29 protein-coding genes are annotated in these 26,266 nt (G+C 71.4%); 22 read left to right on the forward strand and 7 right to left on the reverse strand.

Going from position 1 to position 26,266, the window contains the following annotated elements:
* Nucleotides 1–155 precede the first annotated feature (155 nt).
* From ettA to ABZ794_RS27325, 4 genes are all read left to right on the forward strand, one after another.
* Nucleotides 156–1,832 (forward strand): energy-dependent translational throttle protein EttA, encoded by a 1,677-nt coding sequence (gene ettA, locus ABZ794_RS27310; RefSeq protein WP_210786151.1) that lies wholly within the window; start codon nt 156–158, stop codon nt 1,830–1,832.
* Nucleotides 1,833–1,844: 12 nt separating this feature from the next.
* A complete protein-coding gene (locus ABZ794_RS27315; protein ID WP_112584127.1) occupies nt 1,845–2,291 on the forward strand; it encodes a thioesterase family protein in 447 nt (148 codons plus the stop codon).
* The gene (locus ABZ794_RS27320) at nt 2,288–3,025 is read left to right on the forward strand and encodes a hypothetical protein (protein ID WP_210786152.1); all 738 of its coding nucleotides are present in this window, start codon (nt 2,288–2,290) and stop codon (nt 3,023–3,025) included. Before ABZ794_RS27315 ends, ABZ794_RS27320 begins: the two co-directional genes overlap by 4 nt.
* 131 nt (nt 3,026–3,156) lie before the next feature.
* The gene (locus tag ABZ794_RS27325; RefSeq protein WP_112676053.1) at nt 3,157–3,741 is read left to right on the forward strand and encodes a YbjN domain-containing protein; all 585 of its coding nucleotides are present in this window, start codon (nt 3,157–3,159) and stop codon (nt 3,739–3,741) included.
* Nucleotides 3,742–3,762: 21 nt separating this feature from the next.
* On the opposite strand, the gene ABZ794_RS27330 is transcribed toward ABZ794_RS27325, so the two are convergent.
* The 3 genes from ABZ794_RS27330 to ABZ794_RS27340 all read right to left on the reverse strand — a co-directional run bounded on the left by ABZ794_RS27330 (nt 3,763) and on the right by ABZ794_RS27340 (nt 6,944).
* The gene (locus ABZ794_RS27330; RefSeq protein ID WP_357518223.1) at nt 3,763–4,191 is read right to left on the reverse strand and encodes a globin; all 429 of its coding nucleotides are present in this window, start codon (nt 4,189–4,191) and stop codon (nt 3,763–3,765) included.
* 123 nt (nt 4,192–4,314) lie between these two features.
* The gene (locus tag ABZ794_RS27335) at nt 4,315–5,700 is read right to left on the reverse strand and encodes an MFS transporter (protein ID WP_238688593.1); all 1,386 of its coding nucleotides are present in this window, start codon (nt 5,698–5,700) and stop codon (nt 4,315–4,317) included.
* 233 nt (nt 5,701–5,933) lie between these two features.
* Entirely contained in the window at nt 5,934–6,944 is a 1,011-nt protein-coding gene (locus ABZ794_RS27340; RefSeq protein WP_247670130.1) for a mechanosensitive ion channel family protein, read from the reverse strand.
* Between the two features lie 338 nt (nt 6,945–7,282).
* Between ABZ794_RS27340 and ABZ794_RS27345 the strand changes: the two genes are divergently transcribed.
* On the forward strand, nt 7,283–7,819 hold the full coding sequence (locus ABZ794_RS27345) for an HNH endonuclease (RefSeq protein ID WP_203150542.1): 537 nt from the start codon (nt 7,283–7,285) through the stop codon (nt 7,817–7,819).
* Between the two features lie 15 nt (nt 7,820–7,834).
* On the opposite strand, the gene ABZ794_RS27350 is transcribed toward ABZ794_RS27345, so the two are convergent.
* Nucleotides 7,835–9,430 carry a DUF6194 family protein gene (locus ABZ794_RS27350; protein ID WP_357518226.1) on the reverse strand — a complete coding sequence of 532 codons (1,596 nt, stop codon included), beginning with the start codon at nt 9,428–9,430 and terminating at the stop codon, nt 7,835–7,837.
* An 81-nt stretch (nt 9,431–9,511) separates the two neighbouring features.
* On the opposite strand from ABZ794_RS27350, the gene ABZ794_RS27355 reads away from it, so the two are divergent.
* Nucleotides 9,512–10,225: a MerR family transcriptional regulator gene (locus ABZ794_RS27355; RefSeq protein ID WP_238688595.1), complete on the forward strand. Its 714-nt coding sequence runs from the start codon at nt 9,512–9,514 to the stop codon at nt 10,223–10,225.
* A 173-nt stretch (nt 10,226–10,398) separates the two neighbouring features.
* Here ABZ794_RS27355 and ABZ794_RS27360 read toward each other — a convergent pair whose 3' ends face one another.
* From ABZ794_RS27360 to ABZ794_RS27370, 3 genes are all read right to left on the reverse strand, one after another.
* On the reverse strand, nt 10,399–11,172 hold the full coding sequence (locus ABZ794_RS27360) for a class F sortase (RefSeq protein ID WP_238688624.1): 774 nt from the start codon (nt 11,170–11,172) through the stop codon (nt 10,399–10,401).
* Nucleotides 11,173–11,247: 75 nt separating this feature from the next.
* Nucleotides 11,248–11,772 carry a hypothetical protein gene (locus tag ABZ794_RS27365; protein ID WP_210787614.1) on the reverse strand — a complete coding sequence of 175 codons (525 nt, stop codon included), beginning with the start codon at nt 11,770–11,772 and terminating at the stop codon, nt 11,248–11,250.
* 209 nt (nt 11,773–11,981) lie between these two features.
* Nucleotides 11,982–12,446, reverse strand: coding sequence for an Lrp/AsnC family transcriptional regulator (locus tag ABZ794_RS27370; protein ID WP_238688596.1), 465 nt, complete (start codon nt 12,444–12,446; stop codon nt 11,982–11,984).
* 148 nt (nt 12,447–12,594) lie between these two features.
* Here ABZ794_RS27370 and ABZ794_RS27375 point away from each other — a divergent pair, with 148 nt between their 5' ends.
* From ABZ794_RS27375 to ABZ794_RS27450, 16 genes are all read left to right on the forward strand, one after another.
* Nucleotides 12,595–13,497 (forward strand): tryptophan 2,3-dioxygenase family protein, encoded by a 903-nt coding sequence (locus tag ABZ794_RS27375; protein ID WP_210786069.1) that lies wholly within the window; start codon nt 12,595–12,597, stop codon nt 13,495–13,497.
* Between the two features lie 20 nt (nt 13,498–13,517).
* Nucleotides 13,518–14,825 (forward strand): kynureninase, encoded by a 1,308-nt coding sequence (gene kynU / locus ABZ794_RS27380; protein WP_210786066.1) that lies wholly within the window; start codon nt 13,518–13,520, stop codon nt 14,823–14,825.
* On the forward strand, nt 14,822–16,159 hold the full coding sequence (locus ABZ794_RS27385) for an NAD(P)/FAD-dependent oxidoreductase (RefSeq protein ID WP_210786065.1): 1,338 nt from the start codon (nt 14,822–14,824) through the stop codon (nt 16,157–16,159). Before kynU ends, ABZ794_RS27385 begins: the two co-directional genes overlap by 4 nt.
* Nucleotides 16,160–16,182: 23 nt before the next feature.
* Entirely contained in the window at nt 16,183–17,664 is a 1,482-nt protein-coding gene (locus tag ABZ794_RS27390; RefSeq protein WP_210786068.1) for a 2-hydroxymuconic semialdehyde dehydrogenase, read from the forward strand.
* 20 nt (nt 17,665–17,684) lie between these two features.
* A complete protein-coding gene (locus tag ABZ794_RS27395; RefSeq protein ID WP_210786064.1) occupies nt 17,685–18,482 on the forward strand; it encodes a fumarylacetoacetate hydrolase family protein in 798 nt (265 codons plus the stop codon).
* Nucleotides 18,479–19,414, forward strand: coding sequence for an acetaldehyde dehydrogenase (acetylating) (locus ABZ794_RS27400; protein ID WP_238688599.1), 936 nt, complete (start codon nt 18,479–18,481; stop codon nt 19,412–19,414). The genes ABZ794_RS27395 and ABZ794_RS27400 overlap by 4 nt, the downstream gene beginning before the upstream one ends.
* Nucleotides 19,411–20,535 carry a 4-hydroxy-2-oxovalerate aldolase gene (dmpG, locus tag ABZ794_RS27405; protein WP_247670094.1) on the forward strand — a complete coding sequence of 375 codons (1,125 nt, stop codon included), beginning with the start codon at nt 19,411–19,413 and terminating at the stop codon, nt 20,533–20,535. Before ABZ794_RS27400 ends, dmpG begins: the two co-directional genes overlap by 4 nt.
* Nucleotides 20,532–21,305, forward strand: a complete 774-nt coding sequence (locus ABZ794_RS27410) for a fumarylacetoacetate hydrolase family protein (protein WP_210786062.1) — start codon at nt 20,532–20,534, stop codon at nt 21,303–21,305. Before dmpG ends, ABZ794_RS27410 begins: the two co-directional genes overlap by 4 nt.
* Nucleotides 21,302–21,724: a RidA family protein gene (locus ABZ794_RS27415; protein WP_210786061.1), complete on the forward strand. Its 423-nt coding sequence runs from the start codon at nt 21,302–21,304 to the stop codon at nt 21,722–21,724. Before ABZ794_RS27410 ends, ABZ794_RS27415 begins: the two co-directional genes overlap by 4 nt.
* Complete coding sequence (locus ABZ794_RS27420; RefSeq protein WP_238688601.1) at nt 21,721–22,245, forward strand: 3-hydroxyanthranilate 3,4-dioxygenase; 525 nt, start codon at nt 21,721–21,723, stop codon at nt 22,243–22,245. The genes ABZ794_RS27415 and ABZ794_RS27420 overlap by 4 nt, the downstream gene beginning before the upstream one ends.
* Complete coding sequence (locus ABZ794_RS27425) at nt 22,245–23,255, forward strand: amidohydrolase family protein (protein ID WP_357518232.1); 1,011 nt, start codon at nt 22,245–22,247, stop codon at nt 23,253–23,255. The genes ABZ794_RS27420 and ABZ794_RS27425 overlap by 1 nt, the downstream gene beginning before the upstream one ends.
* A 28-nt stretch (nt 23,256–23,283) precedes the next feature.
* Nucleotides 23,284–23,508, forward strand: a complete 225-nt coding sequence (locus ABZ794_RS27430; protein ID WP_210786058.1) for a type II toxin-antitoxin system VapB family antitoxin — start codon at nt 23,284–23,286, stop codon at nt 23,506–23,508.
* Nucleotides 23,505–23,933 carry a PIN domain-containing protein gene (locus ABZ794_RS27435; protein ID WP_210786057.1) on the forward strand — a complete coding sequence of 143 codons (429 nt, stop codon included), beginning with the start codon at nt 23,505–23,507 and terminating at the stop codon, nt 23,931–23,933. Before ABZ794_RS27430 ends, ABZ794_RS27435 begins: the two co-directional genes overlap by 4 nt.
* A gap of 55 nt (nt 23,934–23,988) precedes the next feature.
* The gene (locus ABZ794_RS27440) at nt 23,989–25,452 is read left to right on the forward strand and encodes an amidase (RefSeq protein WP_357518234.1); all 1,464 of its coding nucleotides are present in this window, start codon (nt 23,989–23,991) and stop codon (nt 25,450–25,452) included.
* A gap of 75 nt (nt 25,453–25,527) precedes the next feature.
* Nucleotides 25,528–25,824: a hypothetical protein gene (locus tag ABZ794_RS27445; RefSeq protein ID WP_112584149.1), complete on the forward strand. Its 297-nt coding sequence runs from the start codon at nt 25,528–25,530 to the stop codon at nt 25,822–25,824.
* Entirely contained in the window at nt 25,811–26,218 is a 408-nt protein-coding gene (locus ABZ794_RS27450) for a DUF5130 family protein (RefSeq protein WP_091405419.1), read from the forward strand. Before ABZ794_RS27445 ends, ABZ794_RS27450 begins: the two co-directional genes overlap by 14 nt.
* Nucleotides 26,219–26,266 lie beyond the last annotated feature (48 nt).

Consider the following 26,266-nt stretch of genomic DNA (forward strand, 5'->3'; position numbering starts at 1 on the left):
CCTGGGGCGGGGTGATGTGGGCGAAGCGCGCCGTACCTGTCAGGATTGACGATGGCGTGCGCGCGGCCGGCTCCCGGCCGGCGGCGGCGGGCGGTCCTCGCAGCCCGCGCCGCGCCGCCGATCAGCGACAGCAACCGACGGAGGTAGCCCGCACCGTGGCCCAGTACATCTACGTTCTGGAAAAGGCGCGCAAGGCGCACGGCGACAAGGTCGTGCTCGACAACGTCACGTTGAGCTTCCTGCCGGGAGCCAAGATCGGTGTGCTCGGTCCGAACGGCGCCGGTAAGTCCAGCCTGCTCAAGATCATGGCAGGGCTGGACAAGCCGAGCAACGGCGAGGCCCGACTCATGCCCGGCTACACCGTCGGCATGCTCGCTCAGGAGCCCCCGCTCAACGAGGCCAAGACCGTCCTCGGCAACGTCGAGGAGGCGGTCGCCGAGACCAAGGCCAAGCTGGAGCGGTTCAACAAGATCGCCGAGCAGATGGCCACCGACTACTCCGACGAGCTGATGGAGGAGATGGGCAAGCTCCAGGAGGAGCTGGACCACCTCGACGCCTGGGACGTCGACTCCAAGCTCGAACTGGCCATGGACGCGCTGCGCTGCCCGCCGCCGGACGCCGACGTGACCCAGCTCTCCGGTGGTGAGCGTCGCCGGGTCGCGCTCTGCAAGCTGCTGCTGGAGGCGCCCGACCTGCTGCTGCTCGACGAGCCCACCAACCACCTGGACGCCGAGAGCGTCTCCTGGCTGGAGCAGCACCTGGCGAAGTACGCCGGCACCGTCATGGCGATCACCCACGACCGGTACTTCCTCGACAACGTGGCCGGCTGGATCCTCGAGCTCGACCGCGGCCGGGCCATCGGCTACGAGGGCAACTACTCCACCTACCTGGAGAAGAAGGCCGCCCGGCTGGCCGTCGAGGGCCGCCGCGACGCCAAGATGAAGAAGCGCCTCACCGAGGAGCTGGAGTGGGTCCGCTCCAACGCCAAGGCCCGGCAGACCAAGTCCAAGGCCCGCCTGGACCGGTACGACGAGATGGCCAACGAGGCGGAGAAGACCCGCAAGCTCGACTTCGAGGAGATCCAGATCCCGCCGGGCCCGCGCCTGGGCAGCACGGTGATCGAGGCGGTCGACCTCAGCAAGGGCTTCGGCGACCGGCTGTTGATCGACAACCTGTCGTTCTCGCTGCCGCGCAACGGCATCGTCGGCATCATCGGCCCCAACGGCGTCGGCAAGACCACCCTGTTCAAGACCATCGTCGGGCTGGAGGAGCCGACCGGCGGCCAGGTCCGGGTCGGCCCCACCGTCTCGCTGTCGTACGTCGACCAGAACCGCGAGGGCCTCAACGGCGACAAGACCGTCTGGGAGGTCGTGTCCGACGGGCTGGACTACCTGATGGTGGGCAAGGTCGAGATGCCGTCGCGGGCGTACATCGCCGCGTTCGGCTTCAAGGGACCGGACCAGCAGAAGCCGACGAAGGTGCTCTCCGGCGGTGAGCGAAACCGGCTCAACCTGGCGCTGACCCTGAAGATCGGCGGCAACGTCATCCTGCTCGACGAGCCGACGAACGACCTGGACGTGGAGACGCTGTCCAGCCTGGAGAACGCGCTGCTGGAGTTCCCCGGCTGCGCCGTGGTCATCTCGCACGACCGGATGTTCCTGGACCGCGTCGCCACGCACATCCTGGCCTGGGAGGGCGACGACCAGGACCCGTCCCGGTGGTTCTGGTTCGAGGGCAACTTCGAGGCGTACGAGAAGAACAAGATCGACCGTCTCGGCGCGGAGGCTGCCCGGCCGCACCGGGTGACCTACCGCAAGCTGACCCGCGACTGACCGGCCGAGAAGGTGTCTGACCGCTTCGTCTACCACTGCACCCTGCGCTGGTCCGACCTGGACGCGTACGGCCACGTCAACAACTCGCGCTTCCTCACCCTGTACGAGGAGGCGCGGGTGGCGTTGATGTTCGCCGGCGGCCGGGCCTGGGGCGTCGGGTCGTTCGCCGACGGGGTGGTGATCCGCCGGCACGAGGTCGACTACCTGCGCCCGGTCGACTACGCGCTCGGCCGGGCCACCGCGGAGGCGGCACCCACAGTGCGGATCGAGCTGTGGGTGGAGGAGATCCGGGCCTCCCGGTTCACAGTCGCCTACGAGTTGTACGACGGTGAGGTGCTGGCCAGCCGGGCCCGCTCGGTGCTGGTGCCGTTCGACCTGACCCGCCAGGTGCCCCGGCGGATCACCACCGAGGAACGGGACTTCCTGCTCACGTACGCGCCGCAGGGCGGTGTGGCGTGACCCGGCCGGGCACCGCCGAGCCGGGCCGGACGGCGGCGTCCACCCACGGTGTCGCCGGGGTGGCGGACGCGGGCGCCTTCCTGGCCAGGCTGGTCCGGTTGGATCCGGTCGCGCCGGTCCGGCTGCGGCCGGCCGGCGCACCGGGCCGGGTCGCCCTGTGGGCCCGGCTGCCGTGGCAGGTCCTGGTGGTCCGCACGGTTGCCGGTGGGCCGGCCGACGGCGTCGCGGAGGACGTCACAGTGGCGGCCGCGGAGCTGCTCGCCGAGCTGGAGCGGGGCGGTACGACCCGGCCGACCCGCCGGGACGCCCAGTGGCGGTGGCCGCTGCCGCCGACGCGGAGCCGCCAGGTGGAGGCGTTGCCAGTTGCCGAGTTGCGCCGGATCGCCGACGCGGCGGCGGGCACCCTGCGGACGGCGAGCGAGCAGGGTGTGGCCGGCCGTGCCGTCGGCCAGCGGGCCCTGCGTGACGCGTTGCTCGACCACGTGGCGGTGCTGATCACCCCGGACGGGACGCCCGCCGCGCCGGTCGAGGTGCCGCAGCGGCTGGTGCAGGGGGTGGTCCGGATGGGCTTCCTCGGCGCCGCCCACGGCCCGGCGGCTGCCGAGGGCGGGGACGCCGTTCAGGTGCGGGTGGCCGGTCGTTGGGTCGGCCTGGTGGGACCGCACGGAGCGGCTTGGTTGCAGAAGGCCACGGATCTTGCCGTGACACCCCTGAGCGCTCGTCCGAACGGATGACCCCGGATCATTCTTCTGGTCAGGGGCGGTCGTTGGGGGGGTGCTTCAACCCGGCTGTCCGGGTACCGTCCATCCTCGGATCCAACGCACCGTAGGCGACTGGATCCGCTGGGGAGTGAGGTGCGCGAGCGATGCCGTGGTGGTCATGGCGCCCCGGTCCCGCCGACGGCGGCGATCCGGAAACCCGAAGCGGGATCACAGTCGATAACGCGGTCCGGATCGGGCCGCCCAGCCCTCGACAGCCGGGGGACGACTGCCCGTCCAACGAGCGGCCCGTGCTGACCGAGATGCCCGCCACCGTCGAGCCGGTGAGTCTGCGCCGGGTCTGTGACGCGCTCGATCTGCTCGACGTGCGTTATCTGGCCGACGGCGACGGCAACCTGCTGGCGATGTGGGAGCGGCACGCGGTGCTGGTCACCCTCGAAGGGCCGGAGGACGAGATCCTGGTCATGCGGGCACGTCCGCACGCCACGGTCCCGCCGGACTGGGCCGACCGGGCGTACCGGGTGGTCAACGAGTGGAACCACACCCGTCGGTTCTGCAAGGCGTACATCGGTGACCCGACCGAGCGCGGTCAGCTACCGATCTACGCCGAGCTTCAGGTGCCCCTGGGTGCCGGCACCCACGACGCGCTCCTGGTCGAGATGCTCGACTGCGGCGCGGCGGTCGCCACCAGCTTCGTGGACTGGCTGCACGACGAGGGCGCGCTGCTCTGACGCCGCTGCCGGTGGGGTGGGTCAGCCGCCGTTTGCCGGGTCGTCCTCGACGTTGACCATGAAGTACGCGGCCCGCTCCAGGTAGTCCCAGAGGGTCGCGGCGATCTCCGGCTCAAGGTCGAGCCGGTCCACGGCGCGGCGCATGTTCCGCAGCCAGGCGTCCCGTTCGGCCGCGCCGATCCGGAACGGCGCGTGGCGCATCCGCAGCCGCGGGTGCCCGCGCTGGGCGGAGTACGTGTTCGGTCCGCCCCAGTACTGCATCAGGAACAGGGTCATCCGGTCCGCGGCGGGGCCCAGGTCCTCCTCCGGGTACATGGGTCGCAGCAGGAGGTCGGTGGCGACGCCGGCGTAGAACTCGTCGACCAGCTTGCGGAAGGTGGGTTCGCCGCCGACCGCTTCGAAGAGGGTCATCGACGCACCGGGACGGTCGGATTCACCTGCGGAAGTCACCGTTCCATCCTGCCAGGTGTGTCCGGTGACGACCCGACCCGCACGGCGTGCGTCGGATCACGCCGGGTCGACAACCCCGAATGTCGGGCACCCGGCCTGCACGGGCAGAGGTCGGTGCGGCGGTCAGGTGACCGCGTGCCGGCGGTGGCCGTCACCGGCATGCGGGTCGGACGTGCCTTCCACCGGGCGGTCGCTGGCCGGGTCGCCGAGCCCGGAGGGCGGCGGATCGCCGTTGGCCAACGAGGCGGCAGTGATCGCATCGTCCACCGTCTGCCGGTCCGGCCAACGCAGCGTGGCCACCGCCATCAGCACCACCCCGGCTGCGCTCCAGACCCCCACCACGATCGGAATGGGGAACCGTTCGGCGAGCATCCCGGTGACCAGCACCGCGAGGCCCTGGATGACCTGGATGCCGGTGGCCATCACCCCGAAGGCGCGGGCTCGGAAGCCGTTGGGCAGCGCCTGGACGAACAACCCATTGGCCATCGGCATCATGCCGGCGACCGCGAACCCGCAGAGCGCGGCGAGCAGCGCGACCACCAGCGGCGGGGGGTCGAGCAGCACCGGTACGAGCATCAACGGGGCGAGCACCGCGAGCGGCCGCATCAGCTTCAGTCGGCGAGCCGGCCCGAACAGGCGACTCACCAGCAACCCACCGAGGATGAAGCCGATCGGGTTGGCCACCATGATCGCCGCCTGTGCGGTGCCCGCGCTCACCGCGCCGCGGCTCTCCTCGTTGGCCCAGGCTGCGGCCAGACCCTCGGGAACGATCGAGAAGAGCATCGAACTGAACACCAGCACCGCGATGGCCCGCAGCACCGGTGTGCGGAAGACCATGCCGAACCCCTGCCGAGTCTCCTGCAGCAGGTGGCTGCGGTGCTCCGGGTTCATCACCGCCGGGCGGTGGCGCACACCGAGGCGAACCAGCAGCGCCGAGAGACCGAACGTGACCGCGTTGAACAGCAGCGCCGCCTCCGGGTCGACAGCGGCGACAGCGGCGCCGAAGACGTACCCCACGACCTGGGCGGCCTGCCCGACGCTGCTGTTCAGCGACAGCCCCAGCACCAGTCGGTCCCCGGTGAGCAACTGCGGGATCAGCGCGGACTTCGCCGCCTGGCTCGGCGGGTTGGCAAGCGTGGCGGCGAAGATGAGCACCAGCACCGCCTGGTACGGCAGGCCCGGAATGGCGATGAGCAGCATCAGCGCCATCCGGATGAGGTCGCATGCCACCATCACCCGTCGGAACGGGTACCGCTCCGCGAGTGCGGCGAGCACGGGACCGCCGAGCAGCCAGGGCAGGAAGCTGACCGCGAAGGCAGCCGCGGAGAGCGCGACGGACCGGGTCTGCTGATAGACGAGCAGGGTGACGGCGGCCTTCGCGACATAGTCGCCGACCCAGGACAGAGCGCCAGCCACGAACACAGCCCGGAACTCGTGCTGGCCGAAGACTTCGCGGAATGTGGCGGGGCCTTCCGCGGAAGGTCGCTCGTCAGGCACCGTCGCCTCCATCGGCCCCGGCTCGGCCACTCGTGGCAGCCCGGCCGGAAGCGCTCGTCAGATCTACGGATCAGCGAGGATGTGATCACGCTTTGGTGGGAACGCGTGCTCCGGATTCTGCCCGATCGTCTGACAACTAGCTAGGTCGAACGGGCCGTTCGTCGCCTCCCCGACTGAACGAACGGACGATACCCGAGGGGCCGGCCGGATCGCGACCCCTGAATTGCCGGACAGTGTCGGCGGTGTCAGGTGGCGCCGCCCTGACCGGTCTCACCCTCGGGCAACGGCCGGGGCGACAGGCCGGGATAGATGCGGGCCGCAGCGATCTGCGCGGTGATCCCCGAATTTTCCAGCGCCTCGGCGAGACGCCGACGCAGTTCCCGGCCCACCGCGAACTGCCCGTCCGCTGTCGTCTTCACCACGGTGCGGATGACCGCGCCGTCCACCGTCACCTGCTCGACACCCAGCACCTCGGGCGCCTCCACGATCTCCGGTGACAACTCCGGGTCCATCGCGACCGAGGCGGCCGCGGTCCGTAGCACCGCGGTGGCCTCCTCGGTGCTGTTGAAACCGATCGGCAGGTCCACCACCACGAGGGCCCAACCCTGGCTCTTGTTGCCCACTCGGATGATCTCGCCGTTGCGGATGTACCAGAGCACGCCGCGGCCGTCGCGCACCGTGGTGACTCGCAGGCCGACCGACTCGACCACGCCCATCGCCTCGCCCAGGTCGACGTTGTCACCCACGCCGTACTGGTCCTCGATCAGCATGAACAGGCCCGCGATCAGGTCCTTTACCAGGCTCTGCGCGCCGAAGCCCAGCGCGACGCCGGCGATCCCCGCGCTGGCCAGCAGCGGTGCCAGGTCGAAGCTGAACTCCCGCAGGATCATCAGCAGCGCGATGCCGAAGACGAACGCGGTGGTCAGGCTGCGCAGCACCGATCCGATCGCCTCGGCCCGCTGCCTCCGTCGCTCGGGCACGAACTCGGCGGGGTCGACCGCGGCGGTGGGTACCCGCTCGCGCAGCGGCCGCAGCATCGTCGGCACCGCACCGTCGGTGGTCGTCCGAACCAACCGGTTGATCGTCCGGTGCAGCGCCCAGCGGGCCACCATCGCCAACGCCAGGATCAGCAGCACCCGAAGCGGTTTGAGCAGGATCCAGTAGCTTCCCTCGGCGAACCAGGCCGACCCGGTGATCCGGTAGATCCACTCGCAGGAGGTGCTGCCCTGGCAGCTCACCGAGACGGCGTCGGACAGGGCTAGGGGCGTCACGCTGGCGGCACTCACTATGTCTTCGTACCGCAAGGGGCCCGAGCGCCCGCCGCCGACCCACCGGCCGGGGCAGGTCCGGTACCGGTGAGACCGGCGGCGGGGTGTCGCACGTCAGCGTCCGCCCAGGCTGGAGCAGCTGCCCGTCCCGGCGCGGGTGATCCGCTTACCAGAAGAGAGATTAGTACGTGCAATCCGGGGTCCGATCAGGGACTATTGGCGCAACGGACGTCGGTGATCGGCCCGGCGCCGACCGTGTGGGCCCTTGTGCCCGGCCCCGGTCGGCGGCGGTCCCCAGCAGCCGCTGAACCGGGAGGGTGAGCGCGATGCCTGACATACGACCCACGGTGGGCTCCGGCGCGCTGGTTCTCAACGCCACCTACGAGCCGCTGTGTGTCGTGTCGGTGCGTCGCGCCGCGATCCTGGTCCTCTCCGCCAAGGCGGTCTGCGTCGCCGACGGTGACGGCATCCTGCACAGCGCCCGGGACGCGCTCCCGGTGCCATCCGTGGTCCGGCTGACGCGCTTCGTCCGGGTGCCGTACCGAACGCATGTCGGGCTGTCCCGCCGGGCGATCTTCGCCCGGGACGGGTGGCGGTGCGCCTACTGCCGGGGTCCGGCCGAGACCATCGACCACGTCTTTCCGCGTAGCCGGGGTGGCCGGCACGCCTGGGAGAACGTGGTCGCCGCGTGTGCCCGGTGCAACCACACAAAGGGCGACAAGACGCCGGCCGAGATGGGGTGGCGGTTAAACGCGTTGCCGGCCGCCCCGAAGGGCACCGCCTGGCGAGTGCTGGGCCACCGCGCCCCCGATCCCCGCTGGGCCGACTGGCTGGACCTGCGGGAGCCCGAGGCAGCCGCCTGACCCCGCACGGCGTGGTCAGGCTCCGGATTGCGGGCGGATTGCCCGGCGCGCTGCGCGTTCGTGGCGGTCGACCGCTCGGCGGTGCGCGATCGCGAGTAGCCGGTCGATCTCGGGCAGCAGTTGCGGACCGGGCATGACGATGCTGGCGAAGCCGTACTGTGCGTAGCCCGGGTGCGGTACGAGGGTGTCCAGTCGGGCGAAGTCGAACTCGTGCCGGTGCTCCTCGAACGCCTTGGGCGGGAAGCCGAACAGCCGCTCGAACTCGGCCCGGCCCAGGTCCAGGTTGAGGCGGAAGACGCCGGGCCGGTCAAGCTGTGCGGCCTCGTCGAAGCCGGGCACGTCGTGCTCGACGATGGTGGCGAACGGCTGGCGGCGGTCCGGGCCGACGAAGAAGAACCGGTCGCCCCAGGCCGCCTCGGGCGATCCGTTCTCCTCGCTCGCCACGATCTGCTCGACGCCGGGCAGTGCGGCGATCCGGTCGGCGAGCACGCCCGTGTCGACACCGGTCGGGACGTGCAGGACCGCGTCGGCGTGTTCGATGGTGGCCTGGTCCAGCGGGAAGTAGCGGTAGTCGTGGGTCCGCTGCTCGGCCGCTCCGATGCCGGACGTCGGCAGGTACCGGGGAAGGTTGGTCTCCTGCTGGAGCCGGCCCTCGTAGGTGGCAGGGGCGGGCGGCCCGATGCCGAGTGCCGGGCTCGCGCCGAGGCTGCCGGCGATCACCGCGTACCGGTCGCCCAGCAGCGACGCGATGATGGCGCCGGCGCCGGCCCAGGACACCTGCGAGTCGGCCAGCGTCATCGTGCTCGGATGACGCTGGAGGTGCGTGTTGTGCGCGAAGACCAGTGTGGGCCCGCGGTGTGCCTCGGCCGATCGGATCGCGAGCAGGTTCTCGGCCATCAGCGCGTCCCGGACCGCTGCCAGGCGGGCGAAGCGTTCCTCCTGGGCCAGTGGTGCGGCGGCCGCGGCGTGGTAGCGCAGCAACGCGACAGCGGCAGTGGCGTGCACGAATGCCGCCCGCCAGCCCGCTGACTTCCCCGGCGCCCGCAGGTACAGCTCGGTCAGCAGGTCGTCGGCGAGCACCCGCAGTCGCTGGGCGTCGGTCGAGCGCCCGACCGATCGACCGGGTTCCCAGATCGCGGCCGTGTCACTCCACCGCGCCTCGTCCCCGATCAGGTCGTCGATCTCGGCAGCCCGGTCCAGGCCGAGGAACCGGCAGACCTGGGTGAGGTGCCGGCGCGGGCTCGGAGCACTCTCCAGCTCGACCGGGGCGTCGAAGCCGTGGAACGTCAGGCGCTCGGCGGCCGGCCGTCCGGCGTTCCACTCCCGCATCCGCAGCAGGAGGTCGCGGTTGGCCGGGGCTGCCCCGAATCCGTGGCTGAACCCTTCGGCGAGCGCCTGGTCGAGCGTCACGGCGGCGACGCCCTGCACGAACTCGTCGGCGATCAGCCCGGCCGCCCGGTCGCTCTCCACGGCGATCGAGCGGTAGCCGCGCTCGGTCAGCGACAGAAAAGCCTCGTTGCGGAGTTGGAGGAAGGCGGACTCACCATGCGTCGGTTCGCCGAGCGCGAGCAGGTCCGGGGATACCGCCAGCAGGTCGAGAAAAGATGACATTCCATGAACCGTATCGTTGAACCAGCGGTTGAAACTCACGAGCGGCGGAGCGCGGTGGCAGCAACAAAACCTTCAAACCCAGTGGTACGCCGACCGGTCGATCTCGCGCGCGTCCACGGCCTCTCCGCGCAGGCCGTACGCAACTACGAACGAGACGGCGTCCTGCCGCCGGCCCAGCGCACCCCGAACGGCTACCGTCGCTTCACCGAGCTGCACGTCAAGGCGCTGCGTGCCTACCTCGCGTTGATCCCGGGCCACGGCCATGCGGCCAGCGGCGAGATCATGCGGGCCGTCAACCGGGGTGCGATCGACACGGCGTTGCGCACGATCGACGAGGGTCATGCCCTGCTCCAGCGCGATCGCGAAACCCTGGACGCGGTCGAGGCGGCGGTGGCGACGCTCACCGGAACGAGACCGCAACCGCAGAGCCAGAAAGCCGTGCCGATCAGCGTGTTGGCTCACCGGCTCGGTCTACAGCCGGCCACGCTGCGCAAGTGGGAGCGGGCCGGGGTGCTGCGACCGGTACGTGATCCGGTGACCCGCTACCGGCTCTACCGTGCCGACGACGTCCGGGACGCCGAACTGGCCCACCTGTTGCGCCGCGGTGGCTACCGGCTCGACCACATCGCCGGCGTGCTGCGTCGAGTGCGCGACGCTGGCGGTGCCGAACCGCTCGCCGCCTCGCTGTTCCAGTGGCGGCAACGGCTCACCGAGCGAGGCCGGGCCATGCTCACCGGGGCCGCCCGGCTCGCCGATTACGTCGACGCTGGTTCGGCAGGAGGCGTGCAGCGCTGACCTCGTCTCCTGGCTCAACAGCCACGGAGACGTCCCGCTGGCTTCCTCCGCCCTCGTCGAGGTTGAGGTGCCCAGAGCGTTGCGCCGATCAGCCCCGCAAGCGTTGATGGGCCGTAGGGTTGCCCGTGGCAAGCCCAGGCCAGAACTGACCCGTGGTTCAGATCTGTCCGCCCTCACCCGGACCGCGCCTTGACCAGTGAAGCGAAGACCACCACGTTGTCCGCGTAGCCGGTCTCGCCGCCGACCCACTGGCCGCCGCAGGTGATCAGTCGGAGGCTCGGGCGGCTGAAGTCGCCGTACACCTCGTCCACCGGCAGCCGGCCCTTGTCGAACTTCTCCACCGAGTTGACCTCGAAGACCGCCACGCGCTGGTCGGTGCGGGTGACCTCGATCTCGTCACCGGAGCGCAGCTCGCGGAGCTTGTGGAAGACCGCCGGCCCGCTGTTGGTGTCGACGTGCCCGACGATCACGGCTGGGCCGTACTGGCCCGGGGTGGGCCCCTGGTCGTACCAGCCGGCCTCCTGGGCGCGGGCCGCGTCCGGCACGGCGATCGTGCCGTCCGGGGCGATACCCACGTCGTGTACGGGCGCCCGCACGTCGATCTTCTCGATGGCGAGGCTGGTCGGTTGGCTGGCCGGCAGCACCGGGAACTTCTTCGGCGGCGGTCGCAGTCCGGCGCTGAGCCGGTCCGGCAGCAGGCTCATGCCGGTCACCTGCTCGACGCCGAGCATCGCCACGATCAGCACCATCAGCGCGGCGATGGCCAGCACCGGGAACCCGGGGCTCGTACCGAACCGGTGTCGGGCCGACGACGGCCCGGCCGGGCGCCGCGGTGGCAGCGGGCGGGCGGCCGGATCGGTGGTGGTGACGCTGGCCGACACGGCCTGCCCGGCGACCCGGCGCAGCCGTCCGGAGACGCGGGCCACCACCCGGCCGGACGCGCGCAGCGCCGGCCCGGCCCGGAGGCGGACGCGGCGGTTCGGCCGCGCACGCGCGGATCTGCGGGTCATGGGTGATCCGGCTCAGGAGCCGGCTCCCGGTCGACGTCGGCCGCCGGCCATCCCGAGCACGATCGCGGTGGCCACCAACGCCACGCCACCGAGCACCAGCAGCGAGCCGGTGCCGCGCCCGCCGGCCATCCCACCGCCACCGGTCGCCGGGCCCTTGCTGGGCGAGGCCATGTTCAGCACGGTCAGCGTGGTCGACGACGTCTGGCCGTTCTCGCAGCGCAGGTCGACCGGGTAGTCACCGGCCGGCTTGTCCCTTGCGATGGTGACCTGCGCGGTCAGGAAGCCCTTGTCCGGTTTGAGCTGAACGTGCCCGAACGCGTCGGAGTGCACGCTGGACTGCCGGTTGTTGTTGTCGTTGTCGCAGCTCGCCTTGATGCTGACCCGGCTGCCGGCCTGGGCGCTGTTCGGTGTCACTTCGACGAAGACGTTCTCGCCGGCTCGCGCCGGCGCGACCGACAACAGGACGAACGCCCCGACCAGCCCCACCAGTGTCAGTGCGGACGAGAGCGCGCGGTTGATCGTGCGGATTGCCTGCATGATTTCCCCCCAACCGGCGACGACCGCCGGAACCCTCCCCTGGGCACGCGCGCTGCTTTCCCGCTGGCGGGGAGGCAAACCCGCCCCGCACCCCGCCCCGCACCCACCAACGCTCGCGATCTTGCACTTTCTGCGGTGACGAATCGGCGCTTAGCCGGCATTTCACCAACAGAAACTGCAAGATCGCGGGGAGGTGGGGTGGGGTGGGGTCAGCGTGGGCGGGGGATGGGGCCGGTGGTGGGGAGGGGGGTGACGGGGTGCCAGTTCAGCGGGGAGGAGAGGACCATCGTGCTCGACGGTTGGCCGTACGGGGCGAGACGGTCGATGACCCCCTCGAACGCGCCGATCGAGCCGGCCGCCACCTTCAGCACGCTGCACGCGTCCCCGGTGATCCGGTGGATCTCCAGGATCTCCGGCCAGTCGGCCACCGCCGGGTCGTGCAGGATGCACCGCGCGCCGTAGCAGGACATCCGGATCAGGGCGACCACGGTACGGCCGGCGCGGCTCAGGTCGACGTGGGCGTGGTAGCCGGTGATGATCCCGGCCTCCTCCAGCCGGCGGACCCGCTCCGCGACGGACGGTGGCGACAGGTGCACCCGCCGGGACAACTCGCTGAAGGAGAGCCGCGCGTCGGCCTGCAACTCACGCAGCAGCGCCCAGTCCATGTCGTCCACGCTCAGACCTTACTTTCGTGAACCGACTTCGCCTAGTTGCCTTTGGTTTGCCAGGAGAAGCCGGCGAGAGCCGTTGATTCGGCATTCCGCAGGCCGATCCGACCGCGAGATCATGACGTCGGCTAGTCCGGGGGAGGGAGACGAGATGGTGGATCAGACGGAGCGGCGGGCGCCGAACCGCCGTGCCACGGTGCAACCGGTGACCCCCGGGCAGCGTGCCGCGCAGGCGGAGCGCACCGGCGGCGAGCCGACCCTGGAGTTCGCCGACATGGTGCCGTACGACGCGTACGTGCAGGCCAGCGCCCTGCACAAGATGCAGCACCCACTCAGCAGCGACCCGGGCGAGATGTCCTTCCTGATGGTCAGTCAGATCATGGAGCTGTACTTCGGGCTGACCTGCCACGAGCTGCGGGAGACCCAGCGGCTGATCCGCGCCGACCAGATCTGGGAGGCGTTGGCCCCGCTGGGCCGAGCCAAGCTGCACCTGGAAGGGCTCAACGCCGCCTGGCAGGGCCTGCGCTGGATGAGCCCGGCCGACTTCAACCGGTTCCGCAATCTGCTCGGCGAGGCCTCCGGCTTCCAGTCGGCGATGTACCGGCAGTTGGAGTTCCTGCTCGGGCTGCGCGACCCGACGCTGATCCGCCCGTTCCGCCGGCAGGCCGAGGTGCATGCCGAGCTGAGCGCCGCGCTGTCCACCCCGAGCCTCTGGGACGACGTGCTCGCGCTGCTCGCCCGGCGCGGCTTCGACCTCCCCGCCGACCTGCTCGACCGGGACGTGGCCGTCGAACACGACCCGCACCCGTTGGTCGAGGCGGCCTGGGTACGGATCTACGACGACGCCAGCCCGGACAATCACCTGCGGCTGCTCGGCGAGGCGCTGAGCGCTGTCGCCGAGGAGTTCGGCGACTGGCGCTGGAACCACGTCAAGGCGGTGCAGCGGACGATGGGCGCCAAGGTCGGCAGCGGCGGCTCCGCCGGCCTGGCGTGGTTGCAGCGCAGCATGGCCCGGGTGGTCTTCCCGGAGCTGTGGTCGGCCCGCACCGCGATGTGACCGGAGAGCGAGAACAAGCAATGACGACCCCTGAAGCCGAGTCGCACCACCTCGCCGCCGGCGAGGCGGAAGCGCATCGCCGTGACGAGGCCGACCCCGGCCACCGGCACCTGTTCCACGTGCCGCCGGCCGACGGCGGCGACCACCCCGAGTCGGCGTACCTGGCCGGCAACTCGCTCGGCCTGCAACCTCGGGCCACCCGCGACGAACTCCTGGCCGACCTGGACGCGTGGGGACGGCTCGGCGTGGAGGGGCACCTGGAGGCGGAGCGCCCCTGGCTGCCGTACCACGAGTTGTTGACCGGGCCGGCCGCGCGACTGGTCGGCGCCCGGCCCGCGGAGGCCGTGGTGATGAACTCGCTCACCGTCAACCTGCACCTGCTGATGGTGAGTTTCTACCGACCGGCCGGCGCGCGCACCCGCATCGTCATCGAGGACGCCGCGTTCCCCTCGGACAGCTACGCCGTGCGCAGCCAGGCCCGGTTCCACGGCCTGGACCCGGACGACACGGTGGTCCGGTTGCGTCCGCGCGCGGGTGAGGACGCCCTGCGCACCGAGGACGTCACCGACTACCTGGCCGCCGAGGGCGACCGGGTGGCGCTGCTGCTGCTCGGCGGGGTCAACTACCTCACCGGTGAGCTGCTGGACATCCCGGCGATCACGGCTGCCGGCCGGGCCGCCGGCGCGGTGGTCGGTTGGGACCTGGCCCACGCGGTCGGCAACGTGCCGCTGGCCCTGCACGACTGGGACGTCGACTTCGCCGCGTGGTGCTCCTACAAGTACCTGAACTCCGGCCCGGGCGCGCTGGCGGGCGTCTTCGTGCACGAGCGGCACCTCGGCGACGAGAACCTGCCCCGGTTCGAGGGGTGGTGGAGCACCGCGGCGGCCACCCGGTTCGAGATGACGCCGGTGTCCCGGCCGCCGGCCACCGTGGAGGCCTGGCAGATCTCCAACCCGCCGATCTTCGCGATGGGCCCGGTGCGTACCTCGCTGGAGTTGTTCGACGCGGTGGGGATGACCGCGCTGCGCGCGCGCAGCCAGCGCCTCACCGGCTGGCTGGAGTCGCTGTTCGACGAGGTGAGCGTCGGCCGGCCGCTGCGGGTGGTCACCCCGCGCGACCCGGCCCGCCGGGGCTGCCAGCTCTCCGTGCGCATCGGTTCCGGCAGCGCCGCCGAGCTGACCAAACGCCTACGGTACGAACACGGGGTCGTCGCCGACGCCCGCGAACCGGACGTCGTGCGGTTCGCGCCGGTGCCGCTCTACTCCACGTACCTCGACTGCTGGCGTGCCGCCACCGCGCTCGCCGCGACGGTGGGGGCGACCTCATGACCGCGCGGCGTGACGAGATCGCGATCATCGGTGCCGGGCTGGCCGGTTGTCTGGCGGCCTGCTTCCTGGCCCGGCGTGGCTACCCGGTGGCCCTCTACGAGCGCCGCTCCGACCCGCGCGCCGGCACCACCGAACGCGGTCGCTCGATCAACCTGGCGCTCTCCGAGCGCGGCCTGGACGCGTTGCGCCGGATCGGGCTGGCCGAGCAGGTGATGACCGACGCGCTGCCGATGCGCGGCCGGATGATCCACCCGGTCGAGGGCGAGCAGCAGTTCCAGTCGTACAGCGCGGCCGGCGACCGGGCGATCAACTCGATCAGCCGGGGTGCGCTGAACAACGCCCTGCTGGACGAGGCCGCCGCGCTGCCGGGCGTGCGGGTCGTCTTCGACCACCGGCTGGTCGGGCTCGACCCGACCGACGGCGCCCTGAGCTTCGAGACCCCGCAGGGCACGGTCGCGGCGAAGGCGTCGGTCGTGCTGGGTGCCGACGGCGCCGGCTCCGCGGTGCGCGGGCAACTGCTGGCGTACGGGCTGCTGGACGAGAGCGTGGACTTCCTCGACTACGGCTACAAGGAGCTGACGATTCCGCCGCTGGGCGGGGACTTCGCCCTGGACCCGGACGCGCTGCACATCTGGCCGCGGGGCACCTCGATGATGATCGCGCTGCCGAACCCGGACCGCTCCTTCACCTGCACGCTGTTCTGGCCCAACGACGGCGCCGGCAGCTTCGCCTCGCTGACCGGCCCGGCGGAGATCGAACGGCACTTCACCGAGCACTACCCGGACGTGGTCCCGCTGGCCCCGAACCTCGTCGACGACTACCAGCACAACCCGGTGGGCGTGCTCGGCACCGTGCGCTGCACCCCGTGGCAGGTCAACGGCAAGGTCGGCCTGCTCGGCGACGCCGCGCACGCCATCGTGCCGTTCTACGGCCAGGGCGCCAACTGCGCCTTCGAGGACGTGGTGGAACTGGACCGCTGCCTGGACGAGTGCGCCGACGACTGGCTGGCGGCGCTGCCGCTGTTCCAGCGGCGCCGACAGGAGAACGCCGAGGCCATCGCGACGATGGCGCTGACCAACTTCGTGGAGATGCGGGACAAGGTCGCCTCCCCGGTCTTCCAGACCCGGCGGCGGGTGGAGCACGCACTGGAACGGGCCCTGCCCGGCCGGTACGTTTCCCAGTACGAGCTGGTGTCGTTCTCCACCACCCCGTACGCGGAGGTTCGCCGCCGGGTGCGCCGACAGCACCGGGTGCTCGGGGCGGTCGTCGGCGGGGCCGCGCTGCTGCTGGTCGGCGCGGTCGGTGCGGCACTGAGCCGAGGGAGGCGGGCATGACCGGCAACTGGGATCCGCGGCTGATGACCGGCCACGCGCCGAGTGGCCCGCAGCGGTTGCGTAACTTCGTCGCCGGCGAGTTCGTCGACGGCGGAAACACGTTCGCCAAGGCCAGCCCGGTCACCGGGGAGCAGGTCTTCGAGGTGGACGAGGCATCGCAGTCCGCTGTGGATGACGCGGTCGCGGCCGCCCGGGCGGCGCTGCGGGGGCCGTGGGGCCGGATGGGGGAGCGCGAGCGCGCCGAGGTGCTGCGCCGCGTCGCCGACGAGCTGGAGCGCCGCTTCGACGACCTGGTCACCGCCGAGGTCGCCGACACCGGCAAATCCATCGCCCAGGCCCGCACCCTGGACATTCCGCGCGGCGCTGCGAACTTCCGGGCGTTCGCGGAGATCGTGGCGACCGCCCCCACCGAGTCGTTCACGACTGTCACCCCGACTGGCGGCCGGGCGCTCAACTACGCGCTGCGCAAGCCGGTCGGCGTGGTCGCGGTCATCGTGCCGTGGAACCTGCCGCTGCTGCTGCTCACCTGGAAGGTGGCTCCGGCACTGGCCTGCGGCAACGCCGTCGTGGTCAAGCCCAGCGAGGAGACTCCCGCCTCGGCGACGGTGCTCGCCGAGGTGATGGCCGCCGCCGGCGTACCGGCCGGGGTGTTCAACCTGGTGCACGGCTTCGGGCCGGACTCGGCGGGCGAGTTCCTCACCCGCCACCCGGGCGTCGACGCGATCACGTTCACCGGCGAGTCGGCCACCGGCGGCGCGATCATGCGGGCCGCCGCCGACGGGGTGAAGGCGGTGAGCTTCGAACTCGGCGGCAAGAACGCCGGCCTGGTCTTCGCCGACGCCGACCTGGACGCCGCGGTTGCCGGCTCGGTGCGGTCCAGCTTCACCAACGGCGGGCAGGTGTGCCTCTGCACCGAACGCATCTACGTGCAGCGCCCGGTCTTCGAGGAGTTCACCGCCCGGCTGGCGAAGCGGGCCGGTGAGCTGGCGTACGGCTGGCCGACCGACGAGGCCACCGCCACCATGCCGCTGATCTCCCACCAGCACCGGGCGAAGGTGCTCGGCGCGTACGAGCTGGCCCGCTCCGAGGGCGCTGAGGTGCTCACCGGTGGCGGCACGCCCACCTTCGGCGACACCCGCGACGGCGGGTCGTACGTGCAGCCGACGGTGCTCACCGGGCTCGGCCCGGACGCCCGCACCAACCGCGAGGAGATCTTCGGCCCGGTGGTGCACGTCGCGCCGTTCGACACCGAGGACGAGGCGTACGCCCTGGCCAACGGCACCGAGTACGGCCTGGCGGCGACCGTGTGGACCCGGGACGTGGGTGTCGCGCACCGGGCCGGCGCCCGGCTCGACGCCGGCATCGTCTGGGTCAACACCTGGTTCCTGCGTGACCTGCGCACCCCGTTCGGCGGGGTGAAGGCGTCCGGGATCGGTCGTGAGGGCGGCGTGCACTCGCTGAACTTCTACTCCGAACTCACAAACGTCTGCGTGGACCTGTCGTGAGCCGTAGCGAGGGAGCGGGCATGGAAGCTGACATCGAGGCCGCCAACCGGGAGTTGGCCGACGCCCGCAGCACGGGCAAGCCGTGCGCGCCGCTGCGGGGCCGGCTGCTGCCGGAGGGCGACGTCGAGGCCGCGTACCGGGTGCAGCAACTCCAGGCGCGGGCCTGGCAGGGCCGCGGCGAACGCCGGGTCGGCGCGAAGATCGGCTTGACCTCCCGGGCCGTGCAGGAGACCTTCGGGGTGTTCCAGCCGGACTTCGGCATGCTGACCGACGCCATGGCGGTCGGCGACGGGGTCGAGGTGCCCATCGACCGGCTGCTCCAGCCCCGCGTGGAGGCGGAGATCGCCTTCGTGCTCGACAAGGACCTCCCGAACCCGCAGCTCACCACTGTCGACCTGATCCGCGCGGTCGACCACGTGCTGCCGGCGATCGAGATCGTCGACTCCCGGATCGCCGCCTGGGACATCTCCATAGTGGACACCGTCGCCGACAACGCCTCCAGCGGGCTCTTCGTGCTCGGCACCACGCCACGCCGGCTCGCCGACGTGGACCTGCGACTGTGCGGGATGGTGCTGGAGCACGCCGGCGAGCCGGTCTCGGTGGGCGCGGGCGCCGCCTGCCTGGGCAACCCGCTGCACGCCCTGCAGTGGTTGGCAGGCACCCTCGCCCGCGCCGGTGACCCGCTGCGCGCCGGGGACGTGGTGCTCTCCGGGGCGCTCGGTCCGATGGTGCCGGTCACCCCGGGTGCCGCGTACGAGGCCCGGATCTCCGGGCTCGGCTCGGTGCGGACATCCTTCAGCGACAGGGGCGGCAAGTGACCACCAACGTGGCGGTGCTGGGATCGGGAAACATCGGCACCGACCTGATGATCAAGGTGTTGCGGCTGAGTGACAGCCTGCGCATGGTGGCGATGGCCGGCATCGACCCAGCCTCCGACGGCCTGGCGCGCGCTCGCCGGCTCGGCGTCGCCACCACCGCCGACGGCGTGGACGGGCTCGTCGCGCTGCCCGAGTTCGCCGATGTCGAGTTGGTGTTCGACGCCACCTCGGCCGGCGCGCACCGACGCCACGACGAGGTGTTGCGCGCTCACGGCCGCACTGTGGTCGACCTGACCCCGGCCGCGCTCGGCCCGTACGTGGTGCCGCCGGTCAACCTCGACGAGCACCTGCACCAGCCCAACGTCAACATGGTCACCTGCGGCGGGCAGGCGACAGTGCCGATCGTCGCCGCGGTACGCCGGGTCACCCCGGTGGCGTACGGGGAGATCGTCGCGTCGATCGCCTCGAAGTCCGCCGGGCCGGGCACCCGGGCCAACATCGACGAGTTCACCGAGACCACGGCCCGCGCCATCGAGGTGGTGGGCGGTGCCGAGCGGGGCAAGGCGATCATCGTGCTGAACCCGGCGGACCCGCCGCTGCTGATGCGGGACACCGTCTACTGCCTCTGCCCGGACGCCGACGCCGACACCGACGCCATCGCCGCCTCGGTCGCCGAGATGGTGGCGGCCGTGCAGGAGTACGTCCCCGGCTACCGGCTCAAGCAGGACGTGCAGTTCGACAGGGTCGAGACGTACCTGCCGACACTCGGGCGGCGGCTCACCGCCCTGCAGGTGTCGGTCTTCCTGGAGGTCTCCGGCGCCGGGCACTACCTGCCCGCGTACGCCGGGAACCTGGACATCATGACCTCGGCCGCGCTGCGCACCGCGGAGCGGCTGGTCGCCCTGCGTTCTTCGGAGGTGGCCGCGCCATGACCGAGCTGTACATCCAGGACGTGACGCTGCGCGACGGCATGCACGCCATCGCCCACCAGTACACAGTCGACCACGTACGCACCATCGCCGCCGCGTTGGACGCCGCCGGGGTGGCCGCCATCGAGGTGGCGCACGGTGACGGCCTCGCCGGCTCCAGCGTCAACTACGGCCACGGCGCCGCCAGCGACGCGGAGTGGATCTCGGCGGCGGCCGAGGTGCTGACCACCGCGAAGCTGACCACCCTGCTGCTGCCGGGCATCGGCACGATCGCCGACCTGAAGGCCGCGAAGGCGCTCGGGGTGACAAGCGTCCGGATCGCCACCCACTGCACGGAGGCGGACATCTCCGCCCAGCACATCTCCTGGGCCCGGGAGAACGGCATGGACGTGGCCGGGTTCCTGATGATGTCGCACATGAATGACCCGGTCGGGTTGGCCGGGCAGGCCAAGCTCATGGAGTCGTACGGGGCGCACTGCGTCTACGTCACCGACTCCGGCGGCCGGCTGCTGATGTCCGACGTGGCGCAGCGGGTCGACGCGTACCGGCAGGTCCTCGCTCCGGAGACGCAGATCGGCATCCACGCCCACCACAACCTGTCGCTCGGGGTCGCCAACAGCGTGCTCGCCGTCGAGCACGGCCGGGTCACCGGGTCCGCGCCGGTCGGCCCCGACGCGGTGCACGGCCGGACCGTTCGCGTCGACGCCTCCCTCGCGGGCATGGGCGCGGGCGCCGGCAACGCCCCGCTGGAGGTCTTCGTCGCGGTTGCCGAGCTGCACGGCTGGAAGCACGGGTGTGACGTGTTCGCGCTGATGGATGCCGCCGACGACATCGTCCGCCCGCTTCAGGACCGGCCGGTCCAGGTGGACCGCGAGACGCTCTCCCTGGGGTACGCCGGGGTCTACTCCAGCTTCCTGAGGCACGCCGAGCGGGCCTCCACGAAGTACGGCGTGGATGTCCGGTCGATCCTCGTCGAGCTGGGCCGCCGCCGGATGGTGGGCGGCCAGGAGGACATGATCGTGGACGTCGCACTCGACCTGGCCGACAAGGGGCAGGCTGTGAGCGCGAGGAGTGAGCCGGGTTTGCGAGCCCCGCAGGCGCGAACGGAAGGTGGCGCAGCATGATCGGCGTGGACATCACGGGGATCGCCGAGAAGTTGGGCGCGGCGGCCGACACGGCCACCGCGATCCCGCAGCTCGCCGCCGAGACCGGCCTCGACGTGGACACCGCGTACGCCGTGCAGGCCGCGCTGCTGCAACGCCGGCTGAACGCCGGTGAGCGGTTGGTCGGGCTGAAGATGGGGCTGACCAGCAGGGCGAAGATGGCCCAGGTCGGCGTGGACGAGGTGATCTGGGGGCGGCTCACCAACGCGATGCGGGTGCCCGACGGTGGCGCGGTGGACCCGGCCGCGTACATCCACCCCCGGGTCGAGCCGGAGGTGGCGTTCCTGCTGGACCGGCTGCCCGAGCCGGGCGAGCCGGTCGGCGACTTCGCCACGGCGGTCCGCGCGGTCGCCCCGGCCATCGAGTTGATCGACTCCCGGTACGCGGACTTCCGTTTCTCGCTGCCGGACGTGGTAGCGGACAACACCTCGGCCGCCGCCTTCGTGATCGGGCCGTGGGCGCCGGTGCCGGCGGGGCTGGACAACCTGGGCGTGCTGCTGGAGGTCGACGGGCGGGTGGCGCAGGTCGGCTCGACGGCGGCGATCCTCGGTGATCCGCGCCGGGCGCTCGACGAGGGCATCCGGCTGGCGGGCCGGCACGGGGTGCGGCTGGAGTCCGGCTGGGTCTTCCTGGCCGGCGCCGCCACCGCCGCTGTTCCGCTGCGTCCCGGCGCCCACGTCCGCGCCGTCGTCGAGAAGCTCGGCACGGCCTCGCTGCGGGCGTCGTCATGACCGCCCGGGTGGTGGCCGGGAAGGCCGTCCCGCGGGGGGCTTTTCCGCACGTCAAGGTCGCCGGTGGGTTCGTCTTCGTCTCCGGTACGTCGTCGCGGCGCGCGGACAACACCTTCGCCGGTGTGGAGGTGGACGGGTTCGGCACCACCAATCTCGACATCCGTGCGCAGACGCGGGCCGTCATCGAGAACGTGCGGGATCTGCTGCGTTCGGTCGGCGCGGACCTCACCGACCTGGTGCAGGTGACGACGTACCTGGTCAACATGAACGACTTCGGTGGTTACAACGAGGTGTGGGCCGAGTTCTTCGACGCCGCCGGACCGACCCGTACGACGGTGGCGGTGCACCAGTTGCCGCACCCGCACCTGCTGATCGAAATCCAGGCCGTGGCCCTTCTTCCCTCGGGAGGTCAGTCGTGAGTGAGATCGCCGAACCGTTCAGCTTTCCGGGCTGGATCGCCGACAACCAGCACCTGTTGAAGCCCCCGGTGGGCAACAAGGAGATGTTCCCCGGCGGGGACGACTTCATCGTGATGGTGGTGGGCGGGCCCAACCAGCGCACCGACTTCCACGTGGACCCGTACGAGGAGTTCTTCTACCAGGTCAAGGGCAACATGCACATCAACCTGGTCACCCCGGAGGGGCCGCGTACTGTGCACGTGCGCGAGGGCCAGATGTGGATGCTGCCGCGCAACACCCCGCACTCGCCGCAGCGGCCGGAGGCCGGCTCGATCGGCGTGGTCGTCGAGCGGGTCCGCGAGGAGGGCACGCTGGAGACGTTCCAGTGGTACTGCCCGGAGTGCGGCAGCAAGGTGCACGAGGTCGAGTTGCAGGTCCGCGACATCGCCGCCGATCTGCCCCCGGTGTTCCAGGCGTTCTACGCCGACGAACAGGCGCGCACCTGCGCCGACTGCGGCACCCTGCACCCGGGCAAGGGCTGATGCCCGCAGGCGTGGTCGACGTGCACACGCACGTCGTACCGAAGGGTTGGCCGGACCTCGGCGCGGCGTGCGGCGGGTCCGGTTGGCCGTGGTTGCGGGTCGACTCCGAGCGTGCCGCCATGATCATGGTGGGGGAGACGGAGTTCCGCCCGGTCGGCGCGGAGTGCTGGGACGCGTCGCGCCGACTGGCCGACATGGACGCCGACGGCGTGGCCGTGCAGGTGGTCTCGCCCACCCCGGTCTTCTTCAGCTACGACCGCCCGGCCGACCAGGCGGTGAAGGTCGCCCGAATCTTCAACGACCTGACCCTGGAGGTCACCGCGGCCGGGGGTGACCGACTGGTGCCGTTCTGCCAGGTGCCGCTCCAGGACCCGGACGCCGCCTGTGCCGAGCTGGACCGCAGCCTCGCCGCCGGGCACGTGGGCGTGGAGATCGGCAACCACGTCGGCGACCGGGACCTGGACGACGCCGGCGTGGTCACCTTCCTGCAGCACTGTGCCGAGGTGGGCGCGCCCGTCTTCGTCCACCCGTGGGACATGTCCGGCGGGCCGCGACTGGACCGCTGGATGGCCCGTTGGCTCACCGGCATGCCCGCCGAGACGCACCTGTCGGTGCTGGCGATGATCCTCGGCGGTGTCTTCGACCGGGTGCCCGAGACGCTGCGGATCTGTTTCGCGCACGGCGGCGGCAGTTTCCCGTTCTGGCTCGGTCGCGCCGACAACGCCTGGCACCGCCGTGGCGACCTGGTCCGGGGCGCGTCCGCCGGCCCGCCCAGCAGCTACCTCGACCGGTTCAGCGTCGACTCGGTGGTCTTCGCGCCACCCGCCCTGCGGCTGTTGGTCGACACGCTGGGGGAGGATCGGGTGCTGGTCGGCAGCGACTACCCGTACCCGCTGGGCGAACGGCCGGCCGGCGCGGTGGTTCACGCGGCCGACTTCCTCAGCGACGACCAACGCGACAAGCTCCTGTCCACCAACGCCCTGCGTTTCCTTGGCCTGTTGCGTATATAAACTTTGCCTTCGTGGATATACTCCGCTCATGAAGACCGTTATAGATCTTGATGATGAACTTCTCGACCGGGCCCGTCGCGAACTCGGCACCAAGAGTAAAAAGGACACGATCCATGCGGCATTGCGGCTCGTCGCGGAGCGCAGCGAACGGATGGAGGCCATCCGGGAGCTGATTTCGATCTCCATCGAACAGGACTGGACCGGCTTGGTCGAGGACGACAAGACGCCGCGCGGCGAGCAGGACGCCGCATGACCCCACCGGCCGGGCTCTACCTAATCGACACGTCGGCCTGGAGTCGCCTCCGCCAGCCGGCGGTGGCTAAGCGGATCACGGCCATTCTCGAGGAGCGGCTCGCGGCGACCTGCGTTCCGCTTGATCTCGAGAATGGGCGAAGTGCCCGCGACTTTCGTGACGCCATGACGGTGCGGGCACGCCGGGCAGAACTGATGATCGACCTTCCGATCACTCCGGCCTTGGCGACTAGGGCGCGCGACCTGCAACTGGCGCTGACAGTCCGTGGCCACCACCGGGCGGCCAGTCCCGTCGACGTCCTGGTCGCGGCGGCCGCTGCCGAATACTCCGCGACCGTCCTGCACTACGACCGGGATTTCGATCTGATTAGTGACATCGGTGGGCCCCGCAGTGAGTGGGTGGCGCCGGCGGGCACGCTGGACTGATGGTCGGCCGCCGTGTCGGCCGCCGACATCCGCTCCCAGCGGGCAGGATGACGGGATGGCCGAGCCGCACGACCTGACCGCGTTGGAGCAGGCCGCCGCGATGACCCGCGGCGAGCTGTCCAGCGTCGAGCTGGTCGAGCATTCCCTGCGCCGGGTGGCGGCGCTCGGCGACACAGTGGGCGCGTTCGTCACCGTCACACCGGACCTCGCCCGGCAGGCCGCGCGCGCCGCCGACGCGGTGCCGAACGAGGAGCGCGGCCCGCTGCACGGCGTGCCGACAGCGATCAAGGACCTGACGCTCACCGCCGGGGTCCGCACCACCTTCGGTTCGGCCGCCTTCTTCGACTTCGTCCCGCCGGTCGACGCCGACGTGGTCCGCTTCATCAAGGCCGCCGGTCTGGTCAGCCTGGGCAAGACGACCACCTCCGAGCTGGGCTGTTCGCTCTACTCGGAGGGCCGGGTCGCTCCGCCGGCCCGCAACCCGTGGCAGCTTGCGTACACGGCGGGCGGGTCCAGTGGCGGCGCCGCGGCGGCGGTCGCGGCCGGGCTGGTCCCGGTCGCCCAGGGGTCCGACGGCGGTGGGTCGCTGCGCATCCCGGCGTCGCTCTGCGGTCTGGTCGGCTACAAGCCCAGTCGGGGCGTCGTCTCCGGGGGGCCGATCGGCTCCGGCGCGTTCGGCCTGCCCACCAACGGCCCGCTCGGGCGGACGGTCACCGACGTCGCCGCGCTGCTCGACGTCATGGCCGTTCCGGTCCCCGGCGAGCCCTACCTGCCGCCACCCGCGCCGCCCGGCGGCTACCTGGCCGTCGCGCGACGGGCCGAGCCCGGCCCGCTGCGGATCGGCCGGTTCACCACGCCGATGCTCGCCGACGAGCCGGTGCACCCCGACTGCGTGGCCGCCGTGGACCGGGCCGCCGCGCTGCTCACGGCGGCCGGCCACGAGATGGTCGAGGTGCCGCCGCCGCTGGGGCCGGCGGCGTGGCCGCTGTTCGAGATCCTCTGGTACGTCCTGGCGCTCGCCCCGGTGCCACCGCAGCGGGAGGCGGAGCTGCTGCCGTTGACCCGGCTGCTCCGGGCCCGGGGCGCCGAACTCTCCGCCGGCACCCTGACCGCCACCCTCGGGGAACTGCAGGCGCAGGTACGCATCGGTGCCCGCCGCACCGCCGGCTGCGACCTGCTCCTCTGTCCCACCCTGGCCACCCCGCAGGCACCCGTGGGCTGGTTCACCGCCGACGCGGACCCGGCCGCCGACTTCGACAGGCAACGCCGGTTCTCGCCCTACTGCGCCATCTTCAACGTCACCGGCGATCCCTCCGTCTCCCTGCCACTGGGTACCACCACCGACGGCCTGCCCGTCGGGGTGCTGCTCACCGGCCGTTACGGCGACGACGCGCGGCTTATCGCTACCGCTGCGCAACTGGAGAACTCCAGTGACGGATGGGATCGGCACCCCGCAATCTGGCGGGCCGTCGACTCCGCTAACGTGAATGGCGACGGAGTCGGGCGGTCGGCAGCGTGATCGTCCATCCGACCCGGTTGTTCAAGGTCGTCCTTCTTCCGCCTGGGGGCGTTGGGATTGTCTGTTACCGAGACGTTGCTGGTCTTCGTCGGCATCCCGTTGGCCGCGGTGCTGGTCATCGCCGGCCTGTCGTACGCCGGTAGCCGTGGGGGTGCCACCGGCGGTGGCGGTGGCGCCAAGCGCTACCGTCCGGGCCGGCCCTTCGACTTCACTCCGGTCTGGTTCCTGGGCCGCCCGGAGCAGCTGGCCGACTCGGCCGGCACCGCGCTGACGGCGGGGGCGCAGGCGCCCGCGTTGACCAGCCACAAGCTTGAGCAGGCCAGCGTCGAGGCGCCGGCCGGTGGAACCGGAGGCGCAAGTGACCGTTGGTGAGAAGCAGACCGGGTCGGAGAATCCGCCCGAGGTGCTCGACGGGCCGTTCTCGACCCGCCAGCTGCTGCGCATCGACGAGGCCCTGCGCCTGGCCGACAAGGGCACCGGCCTGGTCTTCTCGGTCTTCGTCGGTGGTCTCGACGAGCCGATCCGCGAGCACGCCCAGCGGCTGCACCGTCAGCTCGCCGAGCCCGACAAGTCGGTGCTGATCGCCGTGTCGCCCAACCAGCGGCAGCTGGAGATCATCACCGGGCGGTACGCCCGCAAGCGCATCCCCGACACGTACGCCAAGCTGGCCGCGCTCTCCATGGTCGGCGCGTTCAGCGGCGGTGACCTGGCCGGCGGCATCATCAACGGTCTCGACCAGCTCGCCAGCCACGCCGGCAAGGGCTGACCGGCACACACGACGAAGCCCGGCCCACGATCATCGGGCCGGGCTTTC

Origin of the sequence: Micromonospora sp. NPDC047187 (assembly GCF_040643355.1) — a bacterium.
Classification (GTDB): Bacteria; Actinomycetota; Actinomycetes; order Mycobacteriales; family Micromonosporaceae; genus Micromonospora; species Micromonospora salmantinae.

Bases quoted from the DNA above. Each gene is read 5' to 3' on its own strand.
- ABZ794_RS27325 (WP_112676053.1), top strand. From the start codon at position 3,157: ATGCCGTGGTGGTCATGGCGCCCCGGTCCCGCCGACGGCGGCGATCCG.
- ABZ794_RS27335 (WP_238688593.1), bottom strand. From the start codon at position 5,700: ATGGAGGCGACGGTGCCTGACGAGCGACCTTCCGCGGAAGGCCCCGCC.
- ABZ794_RS27345 (WP_203150542.1), top strand. From the start codon at position 7,283: ATGCCTGACATACGACCCACGGTGGGCTCCGGCGCGCTGGTTCTCAAC.
- ABZ794_RS27350 (WP_357518226.1), bottom strand. From the start codon at position 9,430: ATGTCATCTTTTCTCGACCTGCTGGCGGTATCCCCGGACCTGCTCGCG.
- ABZ794_RS27365 (WP_210787614.1), bottom strand. From the start codon at position 11,772: ATGCAGGCAATCCGCACGATCAACCGCGCGCTCTCGTCCGCACTGACA.
- kynU (WP_210786066.1), top strand. From the start codon at position 13,518: ATGACGACCCCTGAAGCCGAGTCGCACCACCTCGCCGCCGGCGAGGCG.
- ABZ794_RS27385 (WP_210786065.1), top strand. From the start codon at position 14,822: ATGACCGCGCGGCGTGACGAGATCGCGATCATCGGTGCCGGGCTGGCC.
- ABZ794_RS27390 (WP_210786068.1), top strand. From the start codon at position 16,183: ATGACCGGCCACGCGCCGAGTGGCCCGCAGCGGTTGCGTAACTTCGTC.
- ABZ794_RS27395 (WP_210786064.1), top strand. From the start codon at position 17,685: ATGGAAGCTGACATCGAGGCCGCCAACCGGGAGTTGGCCGACGCCCGC.
- dmpG (WP_247670094.1), top strand. From the start codon at position 19,411: ATGACCGAGCTGTACATCCAGGACGTGACGCTGCGCGACGGCATGCAC.
- ABZ794_RS27410 (WP_210786062.1), top strand. From the start codon at position 20,532: ATGATCGGCGTGGACATCACGGGGATCGCCGAGAAGTTGGGCGCGGCG.
- ABZ794_RS27415 (WP_210786061.1), top strand. From the start codon at position 21,302: ATGACCGCCCGGGTGGTGGCCGGGAAGGCCGTCCCGCGGGGGGCTTTT.
- ABZ794_RS27425 (WP_357518232.1), top strand. From the start codon at position 22,245: ATGCCCGCAGGCGTGGTCGACGTGCACACGCACGTCGTACCGAAGGGT.
- ABZ794_RS27430 (WP_210786058.1), top strand. From the start codon at position 23,284: ATGAAGACCGTTATAGATCTTGATGATGAACTTCTCGACCGGGCCCGT.
- ABZ794_RS27435 (WP_210786057.1), top strand. From the start codon at position 23,505: ATGACCCCACCGGCCGGGCTCTACCTAATCGACACGTCGGCCTGGAGT.
- ABZ794_RS27440 (WP_357518234.1), top strand. From the start codon at position 23,989: ATGGCCGAGCCGCACGACCTGACCGCGTTGGAGCAGGCCGCCGCGATG.